The 16,200-nt window shown below is 59.7% G+C and carries 11 protein-coding genes; 8 read left to right on the forward strand and 3 right to left on the reverse strand.

What is annotated here, in order from left to right:
• The first annotated feature begins 708 nt into the window (after positions 1-708).
• Positions 709-1,500 carry a hypothetical protein gene (locus WX88_RS25575; protein WP_156176446.1) on the forward strand — a complete coding sequence of 264 codons (792 nt, stop codon included), beginning with the start codon at positions 709-711 and terminating at the stop codon, positions 1,498-1,500.
• Positions 1,501-2,489: 989 nt separating this feature from the next.
• Here the strand turns inward: WX88_RS25575 and WX88_RS25580 are convergent.
• Both WX88_RS25580 and WX88_RS28360 read right to left on the reverse strand, forming a co-directional pair.
• Positions 2,490-3,215 carry a LytR/AlgR family response regulator transcription factor gene (locus WX88_RS25580; RefSeq protein ID WP_046247274.1) on the reverse strand — a complete coding sequence of 242 codons (726 nt, stop codon included), beginning with the start codon at positions 3,213-3,215 and terminating at the stop codon, positions 2,490-2,492.
• Positions 3,187-4,233: a sensor histidine kinase gene (locus WX88_RS28360; RefSeq protein ID WP_052733114.1), complete on the reverse strand. Its 1,047-nt coding sequence runs from the start codon at positions 4,231-4,233 to the stop codon at positions 3,187-3,189. The genes WX88_RS25580 and WX88_RS28360 overlap by 29 nt, the downstream gene beginning before the upstream one ends.
• 328 nt (positions 4,234-4,561) lie before the next feature.
• Between WX88_RS28360 and WX88_RS28365 the strand changes: the two genes are divergently transcribed.
• The 3 genes from WX88_RS28365 to WX88_RS28370 all read left to right on the forward strand — a co-directional run bounded on the left by WX88_RS28365 (position 4,562) and on the right by WX88_RS28370 (position 10,009).
• Positions 4,562-8,314 carry a PKD domain-containing protein gene (locus tag WX88_RS28365; protein WP_082116310.1) on the forward strand — a complete coding sequence of 1,251 codons (3,753 nt, stop codon included), beginning with the start codon at positions 4,562-4,564 and terminating at the stop codon, positions 8,312-8,314.
• Between the two features lie 438 nt (positions 8,315-8,752).
• The gene (locus WX88_RS25595; protein WP_156176447.1) at positions 8,753-9,346 is read left to right on the forward strand and encodes a hypothetical protein; all 594 of its coding nucleotides are present in this window, start codon (positions 8,753-8,755) and stop codon (positions 9,344-9,346) included.
• 399 nt (positions 9,347-9,745) lie between these two features.
• A complete protein-coding gene (locus WX88_RS28370; protein WP_052733116.1) occupies positions 9,746-10,009 on the forward strand; it encodes a transposase in 264 nt (87 codons plus the stop codon).
• 25 nt (positions 10,010-10,034) lie between these two features.
• On the opposite strand, the gene WX88_RS25605 is transcribed toward WX88_RS28370, so the two are convergent.
• Positions 10,035-12,173, reverse strand: coding sequence for a sigma-54-dependent Fis family transcriptional regulator (locus WX88_RS25605; protein WP_052733117.1), 2,139 nt, complete (start codon positions 12,171-12,173; stop codon positions 10,035-10,037).
• A gap of 308 nt (positions 12,174-12,481) precedes the next feature.
• Between WX88_RS25605 and WX88_RS25610 the strand changes: the two genes are divergently transcribed.
• The 4 genes from WX88_RS25610 to WX88_RS25625 all read left to right on the forward strand — a co-directional run bounded on the left by WX88_RS25610 (position 12,482) and on the right by WX88_RS25625 (position 15,859).
• On the forward strand, positions 12,482-13,264 hold the full coding sequence (locus WX88_RS25610; protein WP_046247276.1) for a hypothetical protein: 783 nt from the start codon (positions 12,482-12,484) through the stop codon (positions 13,262-13,264).
• Between the two features lie 93 nt (positions 13,265-13,357).
• Positions 13,358-13,546 carry a hypothetical protein gene (locus tag WX88_RS25615; RefSeq protein ID WP_046247277.1) on the forward strand — a complete coding sequence of 63 codons (189 nt, stop codon included), beginning with the start codon at positions 13,358-13,360 and terminating at the stop codon, positions 13,544-13,546.
• Positions 13,547-13,834: 288 nt separating this feature from the next.
• Complete coding sequence (locus WX88_RS30580) at positions 13,835-14,224, forward strand: hypothetical protein (protein WP_156176449.1); 390 nt, start codon at positions 13,835-13,837, stop codon at positions 14,222-14,224.
• A gap of 465 nt (positions 14,225-14,689) precedes the next feature.
• On the forward strand, positions 14,690-15,859 hold the full coding sequence (locus WX88_RS25625; protein ID WP_046247278.1) for a hypothetical protein: 1,170 nt from the start codon (positions 14,690-14,692) through the stop codon (positions 15,857-15,859).
• The last annotated feature ends 341 nt before the right edge of the window (positions 15,860-16,200 follow it).

The following is a 16,200-nucleotide window of genomic DNA, read 5'->3' on the forward strand; positions in this document are numbered from 1 at the left end:
CAGCGCTGGCCACTAGCATAGTAAACATAGTGCATATCCTTAGCGGGAATTTCGGTTCCAACTCTTGTGCTACCCCTCAAGCGGAACCAATACCGAGAACCATTTAGACCATCTGCCCCACCCTTTTTGAGGCTCGCCTCTGCATTTTGACTACTAACACTCACGAGCGCCTGCATTCCAGTATTGACTATCAGGCACCGTATTACACTCATCAACAACTGCTTTCACTGGCTCACCTGACGGGAAAGCCTACATTCGGGTCAACACGCCGCTTAAACGCTGTGGGGTTACCGGTCAATTCTGATAGGAACTGGAAACCTACCCATGCTCACTCCTCGCTTTGCTGAATCATTCCATTGGGAATCCGAGCCTTAATCATGGGGGTTGTTAAACAAATAGGGCAAAACCTCCGACTTGGCAGCCAAGCAGCTTGAATGCTACCGATAAGGCATAAATGCGTCGTAAGAGTAGCGAAAAACGATGCTTTTATACGCCCCTTAAGACAATCGAAATACAATAGCGAAAACGAACGTTAAGGCTATAGCTTCGCCGCCTTGCTGTATAATGCATTGGCAGCCAGAGTGCTGCTAAGGGAAATCAGGCATTGCGCGGCTAAGTCGGAGGTTTTGCCCTATTTGTTTAACAACACCCAATCATGCGAAACAGCTTGCCTTGTACGTTTGTAGCAGAACAAAATAGTTTGACAACATGCAGATTTTAGAAAAAGCAAAAGGATTTCAAGCTGGCGTAAAACGACTCTTTGCTTCTTTGCTTATAACAATGCCTTGTCTTCTTGTTGCTCAGCAGCAAGAAAGGTCAACGCCTATTGGTTCACTGATTAACCCCTCTCAGTTCAAAGAGACTTTTATCTACTGGGGAGATGATCTGTTAGTGCTAGTGCCGGACTCCATCAATAACCACAAGGTTATTCGAGCGTTCCATACACCGTTAAACCCTACTTCGAAGAATGATAAAAATTATGATAACGACGTGCTTGACTTCAACACACTGAGACCGCTCGCCAAACATATGACCAATGGGTCCGTCTATTATGACTATAGTGAAAGAGGAAAGGTTAAAATCAAGTTCATATCACCAACTGATTCTATTAATAAAGTACTATTTACTAAAGACAATGTCTATAACTTACAAGGCCCTGCATCTATCGTCCTAACAGCATGTTTGCCTCTCAAAGTGGGTTTAAAATCAAAGTTTGCAGCATTTGTTTCTGAATTTCCATACTCACAAAAATACGAGAGTTCAATAGCCAACTATTCATTAGAGGTTATCGGAGAAGACAAAGTACCAATTAAAGATAAAATCTATGACACTTATGTCGTAGAAATCAATGCTGAAGAGACTAATGGGCTTTACTTCAAGCAGTGGGTTACAAAGAAAGCTCCGCATATCGCATTAAAATTCATTTATGCAAGTAAGAAAAAGCCAAACTATAGAGAGAGAAAGCCATATGTCGTGAGAGGTTTTATTCCTGCTTCATGAACGATATAGTGGAGAGCACCAAAAGGTGTGGCCTCGGTTAAACGTTTGGTCCAGAAGTTAAGCGAGTCGCTTCCCAACGTGGTGCCTACCCGCTACAATCCCGCATTCAGGGGTTGTCATGGAGGTTTGTTCAGTGAAACCTCCCTATAACTGTACAACTTGGCTGAGTACTCAGCATCTGGCGAATCGGGCAGAAAACAGACCGATTTGGTACAGATAACTTGTTCAGCAATCAAAGTACAATTAACCTTGCCCGGGCGATGCGAAAACTGTACTTCGACCTCGTAAATAGTCACCTGAATGCGCTCAATACAAGTTCTCTGCTGTGAGAATGCTCTGGTAGTGTCTACGTCCGGGCAAAAAAAGGCTGCTAACAAGTTCTCCGATTAACCTTTGTACCAAACTTTTAACTGAGGCCGGTGATGCGCAAATTGCTCTTGTTATGCTACGCACTCTGGAAAAACGACCGGGCCTACGACGCCGCCTATCACCCGGCCCAAGCGGGTCCTCTGCCAGAATGCCCAGTGAGCGAGCCTCATGAAATGGGACGTTCTGTATCCAGCGGGCCACGACCCCTCGGAAAGCGCGGGCGCGCGAAGTGGACGGGCTCGAAGGCATCGATTCCGCACTAGCGTCGGGCTCATCTCTATCCGCAGCGTGGCGAAGAGGACCGACCGCGAAAGCGAGCACGCCCTACGGGCTAAGCTGCGATGATAGCCGACATATAGCCTCTCCTGCACGAATGCGGCAACCCCACCGACCGCTGTCCTGCGTGTCCCCAAAAAGGTCGCAATAGCAACGGACGGTTCTCCGCGTTGATTTCAACCTAGAAGCCCCCCACTACCAACCGAAGCCCCCGCAGAAGATGCGCTTCAGAACGATCCCCCTGCAGGACTCCCCTGCACACGCGTGAAACCGTCCGGCCGCGGGCACCTCTGGGCGGGCCGACGGTCGCAGCCGTCTAGCGCCCCCGGGAGTCGACTCCCGTCTTAGCCGGCGACGCGCTTATGGGAGGAGTACCACTGGGCCAGGTTGCGCTTGTAGCTCTCGCCAACCGGTAAGGCCGTCGGGCCAATGAAGACGTGACGGCTATCCACCGACTGAATGTGGGCAAGGGCCACCAGATACGAGCGGTGAATCCGCGTGAACCGAGGAGCCGGCAACCGGCGTTCCAGGCTCTTCATCGACTCCAAACATACCAACCGCTGCTGGGGCAGATGAATCCTGACGTAACTCCCCAAGCTTTCCACGTACAGAATCTCCGGCAGCTCGAGCTTGTGGGTCTTGCCGTCCGCCTTCACCAACAGGGTCGTGGCTTCTTCGGTGGGGGCTGGCGCGCGGGGGCCCGGCCCGGGGGGGGGAAGCTGAGCGGTGGCTTTGTTGAGGGCGCGCAGAAACCGCTCCAAGCTGTAGGGCTTGAGCAAATAATCGCAGACATCCAACTCGAACCCCTGCCATGCATAGTCGCGAAACGCCGTGGTGAGGATGGTGGGGGGCCGGGTCGGCAAGCTCTGCAGCAAGCTCAAGCCTGACACGTGGGGCAGTTTGATGTCCAGAAACAGCAGGTCAACCGCCTGCCGGTGCAGGACGTGCAGCGCCTCGGCGACGGTGTAGCAGTTGGCCACCACGACAAAGTCCGGCAGGTGCAGCAGGTAACTCTCGATGACTTGGTGAGCCCACGGCTCGTCATCGACGATCAGGCACTGGTAGGGCATGGAGTTGCAGGGAAAGCCGGGCGGTGAACACGGACGCCTCCGCCGTAATCGCGAAGGTATGGCGCTGGGGGTAGAGCAAGGCCAGGCGCTGGCGCAGATTGGCCAGCCCCACCCCCGGCGGGGGCGCCCCGGCCGGCGGCCCCCCAACCGAGTTGACGACGGTAAAGTGGAGGGTATCGCCGCGGAGGCGACTGGCTACGCGCACGAAAGCCCCGGAGGTGGGCTGCTCCAGGCCGTGCTTGAACGCGTTTTCAACCAGGATGATCAACAGCATGGGCGCAATTGCCAGCGCCCCGCCGGTCGCTTCGGCTGCCACCTGCACCCGGGCGGGCTGGGGTAAGCGAATGCGCTGCAGGTCCAGGTAGTTGGTAATATAGTCGAGCTCCTGCTGGAGCAGGACCCAGTCCTGGGTGGCTTCGTAGACGACATACTGCATAATCTGCGACAGCTTGAGCACGATCACCGGCGAGAGGTCCGATTTCTGCAGGGTCATGCCGTAGAGGTTGTTGAGAGTATTGAAGAGAAAGTGCGGGCTGAGCTGCTGATGCAGCAAGCGCAGCTCGGCGCGCAGCTGCTGGGTTTGCAACTGTTGGACCTGCCGTTGCTGACTGAACCAGTCGTACGCCAGTTTCACGACCGTACAAATCGTGAGGATGAATAGTAAGGAGGGCAGGCTCTCGGCTGGTCGAACGGGCTTCGTCATCACGACTAACCCATCCGAATGGCTACTTAAGAGACCGAGCAGGTGATCCGCGATAAACAGGTAGAGGAACGCCCCGGCGGAGAGCGCCAGCGCGTACGGCCAGTAGCGGTGCTTTTTGAGCAACCGGGGAATGAGCAGCAGGCTATTGACATAGACCAGGGGCGCGAAGATCAGGCTGATGACAGAGAGGACGACAACGTAAGCCGCAAACGAATAGCGCTTCGCGCTCGCCCCCTGGTAGGCGAACCAGGTGATGGGGATCAACCAGACGGCCAGGTTGAGGCCGATACGGATGAGCAGTGCTTTCTTATTCATAGCGGGGGGGCGGCTGACGGCCAGCCCGCGTCGAAGTAAAGCACGGGCGCCCGCATTCGCCCCGTGCGCGGGGCCTTTTTGGACCAACCGGCGGATTGTCGGCCGCAATGGCGTTGGTCCAGAAAAGGGCGGGATTCGTGGACGAATGGGCCGGGTTGGTTAAATCGGTCCGTGGGCGAGTTGAGCTGCCGCGTTCTTTGTCGCTGGACAACCGGCGGCTGACGCCCTCCCCGCGCAGGAGCGGCCCGCGCCTGGCCCGCAAAGCGCCACTTCGCGGGGGAGGGCGTCAGCCGCCGGTTGTCCAGCGTTCTTTTCACCCCTTTTTTCTATGAGACCACTCTCTATGAGACCACTTTATTTCCTGGGACTGGCGCTACTCAGCACCGTTTCCACCCGGGCGCAACGCCGCCCGTCGCCGTCGCCGCCTCCGGTGCGTACGACCGCCGCTTCGTGGCCGGTGCCCAACCCAACTTTTCGGGCCAACCCCACCTCGCGCATCGGCGGCGACTTGCAGCAGCTCTACCAGCGCGCCCGCCAGGTGTCCTCGGGCCAGCAGCTCCAGACCGAGTTCGCAGGGCTGACCCTTGGCGCTTCGCAACCCAAAGGCGCGGCTCAGCGAGGCACGGCCGCCAGCGCGCCCGCTGCCCTGGTGCGCATTACGGCTAAGGAGGTGAACGCGCTGCTGCCCCACCTGCGTGCCCGGGGCTTCCAGGTAGTCAGCTCGTTTCCCAAACTACACTTTGTGGAAGGCTACTTGCCCATTGCGCAGCTGGCCCCCGAAAGGGCAGGCATTAGCGCGCTGGCCCAGCACGGGTTGCTTGGGGTCCTACCCGTGTTACAGCCCGAGACCCAAGTCGGCAAGGTTCAAAACCAAGCCGACTTCTTATTGGAGGCCAACCGGGTGCGGGGCGCCCTGCCCACCGGCTACGATGGCAGGGGCATCCGCATTGGTGCACTCAGCGACTCCTATAATGTCTTGGGGGGGGCTGCTGCCGATGTCGCCTCGGGGGATCTGCCCAACAATGTGCAGGTGCTTGAAGAGGCAACGGGTATTGATGAAGGCCGGGCCATGCTGCAGCTGATTCATGACATCGCCCCAGGGGCTGCCTTGTCTTTCGCCACGGCTCGTGGAGGGGCCGGCAAGTTTGCCGATAACATTCGGGCGCTGGCCAACCCAGCCCGGGGCAACTGCAAGATCATTGTCGATGATGTGAGCTACCTCGAAGAGCCCATGTTTCAGGACGGCGTAATTGCGCAGGCCGTGGAAGAAGTGACCCGACAAGGCGTCGCGTACTACACATCAGCGGGCAACTTTGCCAATCAATCGTCGGAGTATGGAAGCCCCTCGTTTCTGCCCACGACCGGCGGGTCCGCCGACCTCAACTTTGCCCCCGCTAGCAGCCCGGCGGACACGCGCCAACGTTTTCGCCTTCCCAAAGGCCAATCTTTTGGTATTGCGCTGCAGTGGAGTGACCCCTTTTACACCACGACCGGGGTTCGGACCGATCTGGATGCGTATCTGTTGACTGCCAGTGGCGACACGGTAGCGCGCGCGGTCAATAATAACCTGCTCAATCAGACCCCTCTTGAAACCCTGGTCTTCATCAACACCACAGCCGTTGAGCTCTTCGATCTAGTGATTCGGCGCCGGCCCGGCACGTCCAACCCGGCCCGGCTGAAGTATATTTCAGATAGTCCTATTCTGGAGCAGGAGTACTTCGTCGGGAGCGGGACCATTGTGGGGCAGGCGGCTGCGGAGAATGCCACGGCGGTGGGGGCCACGCCTTCCTTCGATCGGCTCGTGCCCGAGTTCTTCACCTCGCTCGGATCACCCATCATCCTCTTTGCCCCCGACGGCTCCCCACTGGCGGTACCCGTCACCCGCCCCAAGCCGGATCTGACGGCCGTTGATGGGGTGAGCACCACGTTTTTCTTTGGCAATGCCGCACCCGACCCGCAGGATGGGTATCTGTTCTTTGGCACGTCGGCTTCCGCCCCCAACGCGGCGGCCGTCGCGGCGCTGCTCTGGCAGGCCCAGCCCGGCCTGACTCCGGTCCAGCTCCGCACCCGCTTGCAGAATACGGCCCGGGACATAGCTAGCCCCGGCTTCGATAATCTGACCGGGGCCGGTCTCATCAATGCCTATGACGCCATCTTCGGCCCGGCCACGCCCGTAGCCGGGCCTTTGATTGAGACCTTTGATGGTCCCCCCGGCCTGGCCCGGGCCTGGGAACTCACCGACCGCCAGGGCGCCCGCTCTTTGGTACGCAGCGACTTCGGGCCCGCCTCGGCTGCCGGCCACCTTATCCAGGATGGCTTCTTCCCCTACAGGCCTTCCGGCGTCGGCACCAGCGAAGCGACGCTGCACCTGAACCTGACGGCCGCCCCCCCCGGCGGCTGGACCCTGACCTTCCGGCACAAGAAATTTGCCAACGAAGACGACCAGCCCATGCCCACGACCTTCACCGGCCCCAGCGACACGGATGGCGTGGCCCTGAGCGTGGACGGCACCACTTGGTACCGGCTCGTGGACCTGACCGGTACTACCTCGACCACCAGTTACCAGACGGCCACTGTCGACCTGAGCGCCTTTGCTCTGGCCAACGGCCTCACGCTAGGCCCTGATGTGCGCCTGCGCTTTCAACGCGCCGGCCGCTTCCGGGTGGATGCGGCGAACCCCGCCCAGCGCGGCGGGCGGGCCTTCGACGACGTGACCGTCACCGGCCCCGTGGCCGACCAGGCCCCCGTGGCGTTATTCGCCACCTCCGCCGTTGCGCCACTCTGCCCGGGCACCAGTGTGCAGTTCGAAAGCACGACGCTCTTTGGCGCGCCCACGGCCTACAGCTGGAGCTTTCCCGGCGGCAGCCCCGCTACCAGCACCGACGCCCGCCCGGTCGTCACCTACGCCACGGCCGGTAGCTATGACGTCACGCTTACCATTACGACCGCGAGTGGCAGCGCGACCCGCACCGTGGCGGGCGCGGTCGTGGTGTCGAGCGAAATACCCCAGGCCCGCTTCAGCTTCAGATCCCGCACGCCCTTGTGCCCGGGAACGGCCGTCTCGTTTACCAACCAGTCCACCGGCACCGGGTGCGCGACCACCTATGCCTGGACGTTTGCCGGGGGCTCCCCGGCCACCAGCACCGCCGCCAACCCGACGGTCAGCTTTGCCGCTGCGGGCACCTATGCCGTGACGCTGACGGCCACCACTGCCAACGGCGCGACCACCCAGACGCAGAATATCCTGATCCAGGCCGGGGCGGCCCTGCCCTACGCCGAGACGTTCGCGACCAGCTTACCCGCCCCCTGGGCCATCGTCAATCCTGATACGGATCTTACCTGGACCTATCTTCCCGACGTGGTGCGCAAAGACGGCACACCCGGCCCAGCCGTGGCGATGCCCTTCGTCGCTTACACGAGCGTCGGCCAGCGCGACTCGTTACAATCGCCGCTGCTCGATCTATGGGGCCAGACCCGGGCCACGCTGCGTTTTGATTTAGCGTATGCCCCCATCGTCGATGCTGCCAGCGGGAATGACTCGCTGGCGGTGGAGGTGTTCGCCGCCTGCACGAATGCCCGCCTGGGGCGCGCCTATCTGAAGTCCGCGACCACGGGCCTGCCCACGACCACCCCTAGCGACGAGCCCTTTATTCCGACCGCCGCGACGCAGTGGCGGCAGGAAGATGTCGATTTGACGCCCTACGTCAATCAGCAGGTCTACCTGCGCTTCGTGGCCTTCAATCAGTTTGGCAATAACCTGTTCCTGACCAACGTGCGGGTCGATGCGAACCCGACGCTGACGGCGACGCGTTCCCCAGGGGACTCGCCCGCCCTGCAGGCCTTCCCCAACCCGCTGGCCAGCGGCAGCACGCTCACGCTGCACCTGCCCCAGGTGGCTGGCCTGGCTACCGTGCAGGTCCTCGATGCCGTCGGACGCACCAGCGCCCAGGTCCAGTGGCTGCTCAGCGGCACCGCGGCTAACCAGCGCACGGTGGCCCTGCCCCTGGCGGCGGGCATGTACCTGATCCGCTGCCAGACCGCCGACGGGCAACAGTTCGCCCGTCGCCTCCAGATTCAATGACCCCTCGCAGTTGCATACGCAAAAAAGGCCCCCTGGCAGTGCCAGGGGGCCTTTTGCTTATGTCTGGTCTGGGTAGGGCCCCTGAGTACTGCGAGGCGAAAAGGCTTCTTCTAACAGCGAGGGGCTAAATGACGGGAATCCCTTTCCAGGCCAGGCCAGAAAGCCGGCCTTGGTTAAAAGGTTGGTCAAAAGTCGCATTTGGCTCATGCAGGCACTTGAAAAACGGCCGAAAACGCTTGAAAACAGCCTTTTTGCAACACAAACCTCGATTTCAACGTGTAGCTACCATCCTTCGCAAGCCACTCGCGCACCTTCTGGCTCGCCTTTTGGATCAACCTTTTACCCGAGGCCATCGGTGCTTACCCACCACACAAAAGCTCCTTTTCTCTTTTTGCCTGCTGCTTGATGCTCATTCCCCCGATTAGCCGCTATTGCTTCTTGCTCGTAGTCCCCCTGGGTCTGCTAACCACTTGCAAAAAGCTGTGCGATACCACTGATGCGCCGGTCTATACCCTCACGCCAGGACAGCAAGCATGGACCAAGCCGTTTGGCAAAGACAACGTCTGGCGCTTTGGCAACGCTAACGGATACGTTCGCCCCTATCGCATCACCCGCGCCCAGACCGTCTCCGAGGGCGCTGGCGGCGGAAAAAGCACGCCCTGCTTTACCTATTTCAACGAATCTTTCATCGCCGAGTTAGAGCGCACGGATTCCGTGGGCTATGTCCTGGAGCGAACAGTGCGCTTTCAACTGACGCCGGCCAACGCAGCAGACAACGCGCCGTTGGACGCCGTAGCGTTCCTAGGCAGCAGCCGCTTCTGGTTGCCGATTGCCCGGGCAGAAGAGGGCCAGTTGCCCCTACTGCCCGCCACGTTTACTGATCGGACCTACCCCGCCGTCCTGCAAAGCGCTTACGCTCCCCTCCCGCCCCAAGTCCCTCGTCCCACGTCGGTGAAGCGGGTGTTCTTTACCAAAGCCGACGGGCTCATCCGCTTCGAGGAATTTGGCGGGACCGTCTGGAACCGGCTGTAAGGAGAGCATCAAAAAGTGTGGGGCACCTCAACTGTTTGGTCGGCCTGAACGGAGATAATTCGGCCAGCTGCTCAACCCGACATGGAGGTGCCCCACACTTTTTGATGCTCTCCAAGTACACCTTCCCCGACCAGGAAAGCCGGGCTGGCCACGGACTACGGCCGCTCCGGCAACCGGGCCCAGCAGACAAGCCCGTGTCTTAGCGTCATTTTTCGCCCCGTTGTTACAGGTACCCCTAAACGGGTGAACGGGCGCAAGCGCCAAGTGCTGTGCGAGACGGGTGGACGTATCTGGCAAGTGGCGGTGCACGCGGCCAGCGGGCACGACAGCCGCGGGGCTCACCCGCTGTTGCCCCGGTGCGACCAGCTTCGCCCGGCCTGAGCCAGCCGGTTACGGACCGTGCTCACGGACCGCGCTTACCGTGGCCAGTTTGCCCGGCACGTTCAGGCCCTGGGCTGGCAGCATCCCGTAGCGAGCCGCCCACCCAGCGTGGCCCGGGGCTTCGTGCCCGTGGCCAAACGATGGGTGGTCGAGCGCACGTTTGCGTGGCTTAACTGCTTTCGTCGGTTGACCATGGATTATAAGCGCACAACGGCCAGCCACGCCGCGTGGCTGGCCGTTGCCAACCTGACCATGACCCTACGACGAGCAACAGCCGCGTAATTTCCAAACACGCTCTAAACTGACGCTACTTTACTTGTGCCCGCACTAAGCCGATACCAAGTTTTCTGATGCGCGATTCCAGCGTGGTAGGTGGGGTGTTCAGGGCTTCCGCGGCACCACCCGCGCCCCGGACCCGACCATTGGACCGCTGCAGCACCTGAAGCAGAAAGCGCCGTTCCAGGTCTTCCTTCAAGGCGTCAAGCTTCCCTAGGGTTAAATCGTTGACGTCGACGGGCCAACCAGCTGGCAATAGGGCAACTGGCGAAGCAACGGCCTGCTCATCGAGAAAGTACCGTTGGCAATCTACTATTGGTCCCGACGACGTGATAACAGCATGTTCCAACACGTTCTGCAGCTCGCGAATGTTACCGGGCCAGTCGTGGCGCAGGGCTAGTTGCAAGGACTCAGCCGACAGGCGCTGGACCGCCTTACCTAGCTTTTGGCTGAACCGGCTGATGAATGCCTGCGCCAAGGGCAAAATGTCTTCCCGACGCTCCCGCAAGGCCGGCACCCGGATGGGAAATACGCTTAGCCGGTAGTACAGGTCGGCCCGAAAACGGCCGGCCGCGACCTCTTGCCGCAGGTCACGGTTAGTGGCTACCACCACGCGTACATCCGTATGAATGACCTCGTGGCCACCCAGCCGCTCGATTTCGCGCTCCTGCAACGCCCGCAGCAGTTTCGGCTGTAGCTCGAGTGGTAATTCCCCGATTTCGTCCAAGAACAAGGTGCCCTGGTGCGCTAACTCGAACTTCCCAACGCGTCGGTCCAACGCCCCGGTGAAGGCGCCGCGCTCGTGTCCGAATAACTCCGACTCGATGAGTTGGGGGGGCAGGGCGGCACAGTTGACTTTAATAAGCGGCTGCGTGCGCCGGGGCGAGAGGTGGTGCACGGCCCGCGCGATGAGTTCCTTGCCCGTGCCTGTCTCGCCCTCAATCAATACGGTAGTGGCGGTGCTGGCCACTTGCTCGATGGCTCGTAGCACCTGCTGTAGCGCAGGGCTCTCGCCAATGATTTCAGCGAAGTTGTGCTGGCTTTGCACTTCCTCCATCAGATAGGCTCTCTGCTGCTGCAATTGGTCTTTGAGAGCCTGCACTTCCTCGTAAGCCAGCAGCTTTTCGATGGTTGGGCTCACGGCCGATAGCAGCACTTGCAGCTCGGTGAGGTGCGCCTGCGTGTAGGCATGGGCATCCTTGCTGGCCACCGCGAGCAGCAGGCTGCGGGTGGTGGAGAGCGGCAGCGGCAGCATCAGGGTCGCCCGCAGGCCAAACATACGGCCAATCGTCCGCTGTAGCGGATGCTGCCGCTGGTACTCCCCGTAGTCGTCACCCGTGAGTACTTGGGCTATGGGAGTAGCTGAATCCAACTCCTGCCGGAGGGAGCGGTACTGAGCCGGTGTGACATTGGCCATTCGGCAGAACGCGGCTTCATCCAACCGCTGGTACTCATCCGAGCCGATACGGTAGTAGGCATGCTCCTCGCGAACTACCCCGTCGAGGTGGAGGAAGAAATACAAGTGGTCGATGGGCAAGAACTCCCGCTGGCTACGGATGAAGCCCAACAGACGCTCGGGCCAGGTGGCACCTTGGGTTAGCTCGTTGATCAGGGCGACCTGGCGCGCCGTCCGTCGCTCGCGAGCCAGCAAGGCCTCGTGGGCCAGGATGTTGGCAATGGCCACGGAAACCTGATGAGACAACACCTCGAAAACCGAGAATTGCTCCGGCCTGAAATGTCCTGCCTGATAACTATGAAGTTCTAGTACGCCCAGCAGTTGCCCCCCATAGCGCAAGGGTATAACCACGCACTCTACCAGCCGCAGCGCCTGCATCAGGGCGATACCTGGATGGCGCGGGTAGTGCTCCCGTAGGTAAGCCAGGCTCACGACACGCGGTTCGGTATAGAATCGAAACTCGCCGTATGGATTGCCAGCGATGGGCACGGGGGCGGCCATGATTCGTTCATACTCCTTGTGCTCGTGACGGGTATGGGTGTGCAGATGCTGTGTATGGGCTAACTCCTCGTCATAAAGCACGAGTACGGCGTCGTCAAAGCCGAAAGCCGGTTTAAGCTTTTCGAAAATCATCGCTAGCAACACATGCTTATCGCGCACGGTGGCAATGGCGGTGCTAATGGCTAACAGGGGCCCAATGTCGTTAGGAAGCATTCTGCAGAAAGAATTGCCTGGGTCAGCCAGCCGGCTTGCCGCCAGGTCACAGAGCAGGCAATGAATTATTGCCCGTGGCATCCGCGCCGAAGTTTTCGGAACGTAACTACTCCAAAACTACGAATACTTCGTGGGTTTCAAGATACTAGGCTAACCGCTAAAAAGAGTATTTACCGGCTTTTTAACGTTGCTGGCCGCTTTTTGAGGGATTGTGAACGTGTCCAGCACCCTGGAACGGCAGTTGCAAACGAATTGGTACGGGTCCGACGGTCGGACCCATCTCATTATCACCCATCCTTTGCAAAACCATGAAAAAGCACCTCTCCTTTTACCCTGCTCGTAGCCTTACTCAAATGCCCCCGGTAAGAATGCGCTTTTCTGGGCAACACCTCCCGGCCACGATGCAGTCATTCTCCAAAGGCTGCATCCTGAAAGCGTTTGTTCATTCCCTTGGCCTTTCATTACTCACGGCTCAACTAGCCAACGCGCAGGTAGCCGATTGGAAACAAGAGCGAAGTGCCGCCGTGCTTTTTGGATTATCGCAACCCTTGCTGGTCTCTGGGTTCAATATAGAAGGTAATTACATTCATAACCGCTTTCTATTCGACTATTCTCACGGTACTTCCCTTGACTTCAATCGGGACGTGGTGACCGATGAGTTGAAAAGCCAAGGGGTAGTGGTACACATGCCCTGGACGACTGGTTTTGGGGTAGGTTATCGGTTGCGGGAGTGGGTTAATCTGCGAGTGGAGCCCAAGTGGCACAAGTTTGAGTATTACTACGACGGAGATACCCGGAGCGCCGCCACCCAGATTACCTCTAACACCACTTTTAGTCTGGGGCTGGGCCTGTATGGGCGCATTCAGCCATTCAAGAAGCAAGGTGGTATTCTGAGAGGGCTGACGCTGGCGCCTAGTATCCGGTATTGGCCAACGGTCCGATCTTCTTTTTCAAACGACAAATTCGCGTACCAGAATAAGAACCTGGAGAAGCCAGCGGAGATCAAAACGCTTGACCCCGGCATCGGCTTCTCGCCGGTGGTTCTAAACCTGAGTGTGGGGTACACCCTGGACCTGCCCCGGCGGCGATAGGTTGTGGCAGTCACTTCCGTACCTCCCGCGCGCCTTGCCTTCGCGAGCGGTAGTCAGTATCAGTAATACCCCCAGATAAAATCAGTCTTTGTTATGAAAAACCGCCCCTCTTTCTGGGCAGCAAGTGCGCTGGCGCTGGTTGACATTCTCTTTGTCTTACTAGATGCCTTCGCCTTGCCCGAACTGCTCGACGTTGCATTCGACCTATCGGTTGACTTCGACCCGCAAGAAACCTTCGACCCGAATCTTTATCTCACCAACTCCATTTCGCCAAACCCATGAAAAACCTGTTTTCCACCGTCCTGACCGCCATCGCTCTGCTGGGCCACGCCGCCACCGCCATTGCCCAAAAGGCCGATACCAAGCGGCCCGTGTACGCCGAAGTTGGCCTCGGCATCAACAAAACTCTGTACTTCGGCAACACCCGCGCCAAGCTCACCCAAGCCCTGGGGGGCAGCGCCAAGGCCGGCACCGGCAACAACATCCTGGCCGGCTTCTACGTGGCACCCGAGAAGTGGCGCGGGCTGGGCGTGGGCTCGCGCATCTCCGGCTCGTTCGGNCGGGCTGGGCGTGGGCTCGCGCATCTCCGGCTCGTTCGGCGCCCCGGTCGCGGGCGACTTCGGCGACGACTACATCTTCAACTACTACAACCTGGCCCTGGCCGCCAAGTACTACGTGCTCAGCCGCGAGTTCGGGCGTGGCCTCTACGTGCGGGGCAGCGCGGGCTTCGGCCAGCTCACCACCAAGCGCTTCGACGAGGAAGCCAACTTCTATCGCCACCAGTACGCGCTGGGCACCTCCCTGATGGGCGGAATCGGCTACACCGTGCCGCTTAAAGGTTTTAGCCTGGGCTTGGAAACGGAGTTTGAATCGGCTTCCCGTTCCGGCACCGTCGACGGGCTGGGCGACACCACCTTCCGCAGCGGGCAAGTGGGCGTGAACGTGGTTGTGGGCTTCTAAATCCATTTCCGACCGCTCATGATGCCGCTTCCACTTCAATCGCTTCACCTCCCGGCTGTGGCCCGGCACCGGGGAGGCCGGACCCGCCCCGGTGCCGGGCCTATCCTTGGCCTTGGTTAAAAGTTGAGTCCAACAGTTACATGGCTGGCCCGCACCATTGAATCAGGATACCGGAAAGCCGCAAAAAGATCCCGTAGGATCCTTTGCTTGCGGCTAGGAGTCGGATACCGTCTGTGGCGGTGGTAGCGGCTAGTAGGAAGCATCGAGTGGGTAGTACCTAAAAATCCTCGTTTTTGCGCCTTATGGCTGCTTATCAGACCAATAATTGAACTGATGTACCCTCCGTACCAACCGTTTAACCAAGGCCATGATTATACTTTCGCCGACTGCCCGCCTATGCTGGGGTAAGCAGCCATTCGCGCTCGTTAGGTTTCCATTTCGCTTCATTATCCAGTCTTCTAGCTCATGAATGTTTTTACCGAACGCCTCCGGCTCTTGCTCTTGCTCACCGCCCTGGCCGGGCCGGGCGCGCTGCACGCCCAAACTTGGCAGTGGGTTACGGCTCCTGCTGGCCCCGACCCCAGCATCTCCACCGTTCAAGCCACGGCCGTGGACGGGGCCGGTAACGTGACCGTGGTGGGCTCTTTTGGCAGTGCCACTCTCCAGTTGGGCCCGTTTACGCTCACCAACACCGACCCCAGCGGCAGCACGCGGGACGTGTTCGTGGCCCGGCTGAGCCCCACCGGCACCTGGACCCAGGCCACGGCCGGCGGAAGCCTCGGCAATGACACACCCAGCGCCCTGGCCCTGGACGCGGCTGGCGGGGCCGTGGTGGCCGGCACCTTTAGGGGGGCCTCGGCCGCTTTCGGCGCCACCACGCTCACCAACGCTGACCCCAGCGGCCAAACAAGCGACGTGTTCGTGGCCCGGCTGAACGCGGCCGGCACCTGGACCCAAGCCGTGGCGGCCGGGTTAGGTAGCAGCGACCGCGACACGGGAATTAACGCCTTAGCGTTGGACGCGGGCGGAAACGTGGCCGTGACCGGCGATTTTAGAACATCGTTGCAGTTAGGCCCATTTGCCCTTACTATTCCCAGTGGGGCAGCCGTGAGCAGAGGGCTGTACGTGGCAAAACTGAACGCCGCCGGCACCTGGACGCAAGCCACGGCCCAGGGGGGCGACGTACGCTATTTGCTGGGCGGCATCGGCCTCGATGCGGCCGGGAATATCACGGTAGCCGGCAATTTTAGCTCTCCAGTGGCCGGATCGACTGCCGCGGCCCAGTTTGGCAGCTTCACCCTGCCCTCCACCGGCGCCGCTGCTCCCAGCGGCCTTTCCTATCCCACCGCCTTCGTGGCCCAGTTGAGGAGCGCGGCGCCGCTCGCCACGCAGGGGCGCGTGGCCGCTGCGCAGGTCAGCTTCACGCCCAATCCGGCCCACACCGCGGCCACGCTTACGCTGCCAGCTGCCGCCGCGGCCCGCCCGCTGCTGGTCTTTGACGGGGTGGGGCGGCTGGTGCACCGCCACGTGCTGCCGGCCCGCGCCACCTCCGCTACGCTCGAGCTGGCTGGCCTGACTCGGGGCTGTTACTTCGTACGCTGTGGCCCGGCCACTGGGCGGCTACTGGTGGAGTAAGAGCGGCATGGTGCCGGCGTACCGGTCCCATCAGGTTCTCCCGGCCGCGTCGGCTCCACCGCAAGCCGGCAAATACCCTCTACTCCGCCCCAAACCGCGAATGAGCTATCAATTGCCGCTTCGGCCGTTGTGGGCAACGCTTCGAGCGGGGAGGTTGGCGCTTTGGATGGGGTAGGAGAACTCCTAGTAGTTGGAATCACACTAGCCGTAGGGCAACAATTAAATTTTGGCGGTGGTCTGATTTAGTATGAGGTTATAATGATCAATGAAAATTTTAATGCGGACGTTGTGCATTGTCTCGTCCTGAAATAAGTTGACCGTTGTCCGATCCTGGAAAAAAG

The organism is Hymenobacter terrenus (assembly GCF_000972495.1).
Taxonomy (GTDB): Bacteria; Bacteroidota; Bacteroidia; order Cytophagales; family Hymenobacteraceae; genus Hymenobacter; species Hymenobacter terrenus.

What these genes read in the sequence shown, in the direction of transcription:
- WX88_RS25575 (WP_156176446.1), top strand. Translation starts at nt 709, where the DNA reads ATGCAGATTTTAGAAAAAGCAAAAGGATTTCAAGCTGGCGTAAAACGA.
- WX88_RS25580 (WP_046247274.1), bottom strand. Translation starts at nt 3,215, where the DNA reads ATGCCCTACCAGTGCCTGATCGTCGATGACGAGCCGTGGGCTCACCAA.
- WX88_RS28360 (WP_052733114.1), bottom strand. Translation starts at nt 4,233, where the DNA reads ATGAATAAGAAAGCACTGCTCATCCGTATCGGCCTCAACCTGGCCGTC.
- WX88_RS28365 (WP_082116310.1), top strand. Translation starts at nt 4,562, where the DNA reads ATGAGACCACTCTCTATGAGACCACTTTATTTCCTGGGACTGGCGCTA.
- WX88_RS25605 (WP_052733117.1), bottom strand. Translation starts at nt 12,173, where the DNA reads ATGCTTCCTAACGACATTGGGCCCCTGTTAGCCATTAGCACCGCCATT.
- WX88_RS25610 (WP_046247276.1), top strand. Translation starts at nt 12,482, where the DNA reads ATGAAAAAGCACCTCTCCTTTTACCCTGCTCGTAGCCTTACTCAAATG.
- WX88_RS25615 (WP_046247277.1), top strand. Translation starts at nt 13,358, where the DNA reads ATGAAAAACCGCCCCTCTTTCTGGGCAGCAAGTGCGCTGGCGCTGGTT.
- WX88_RS25625 (WP_046247278.1), top strand. Translation starts at nt 14,690, where the DNA reads ATGAATGTTTTTACCGAACGCCTCCGGCTCTTGCTCTTGCTCACCGCC.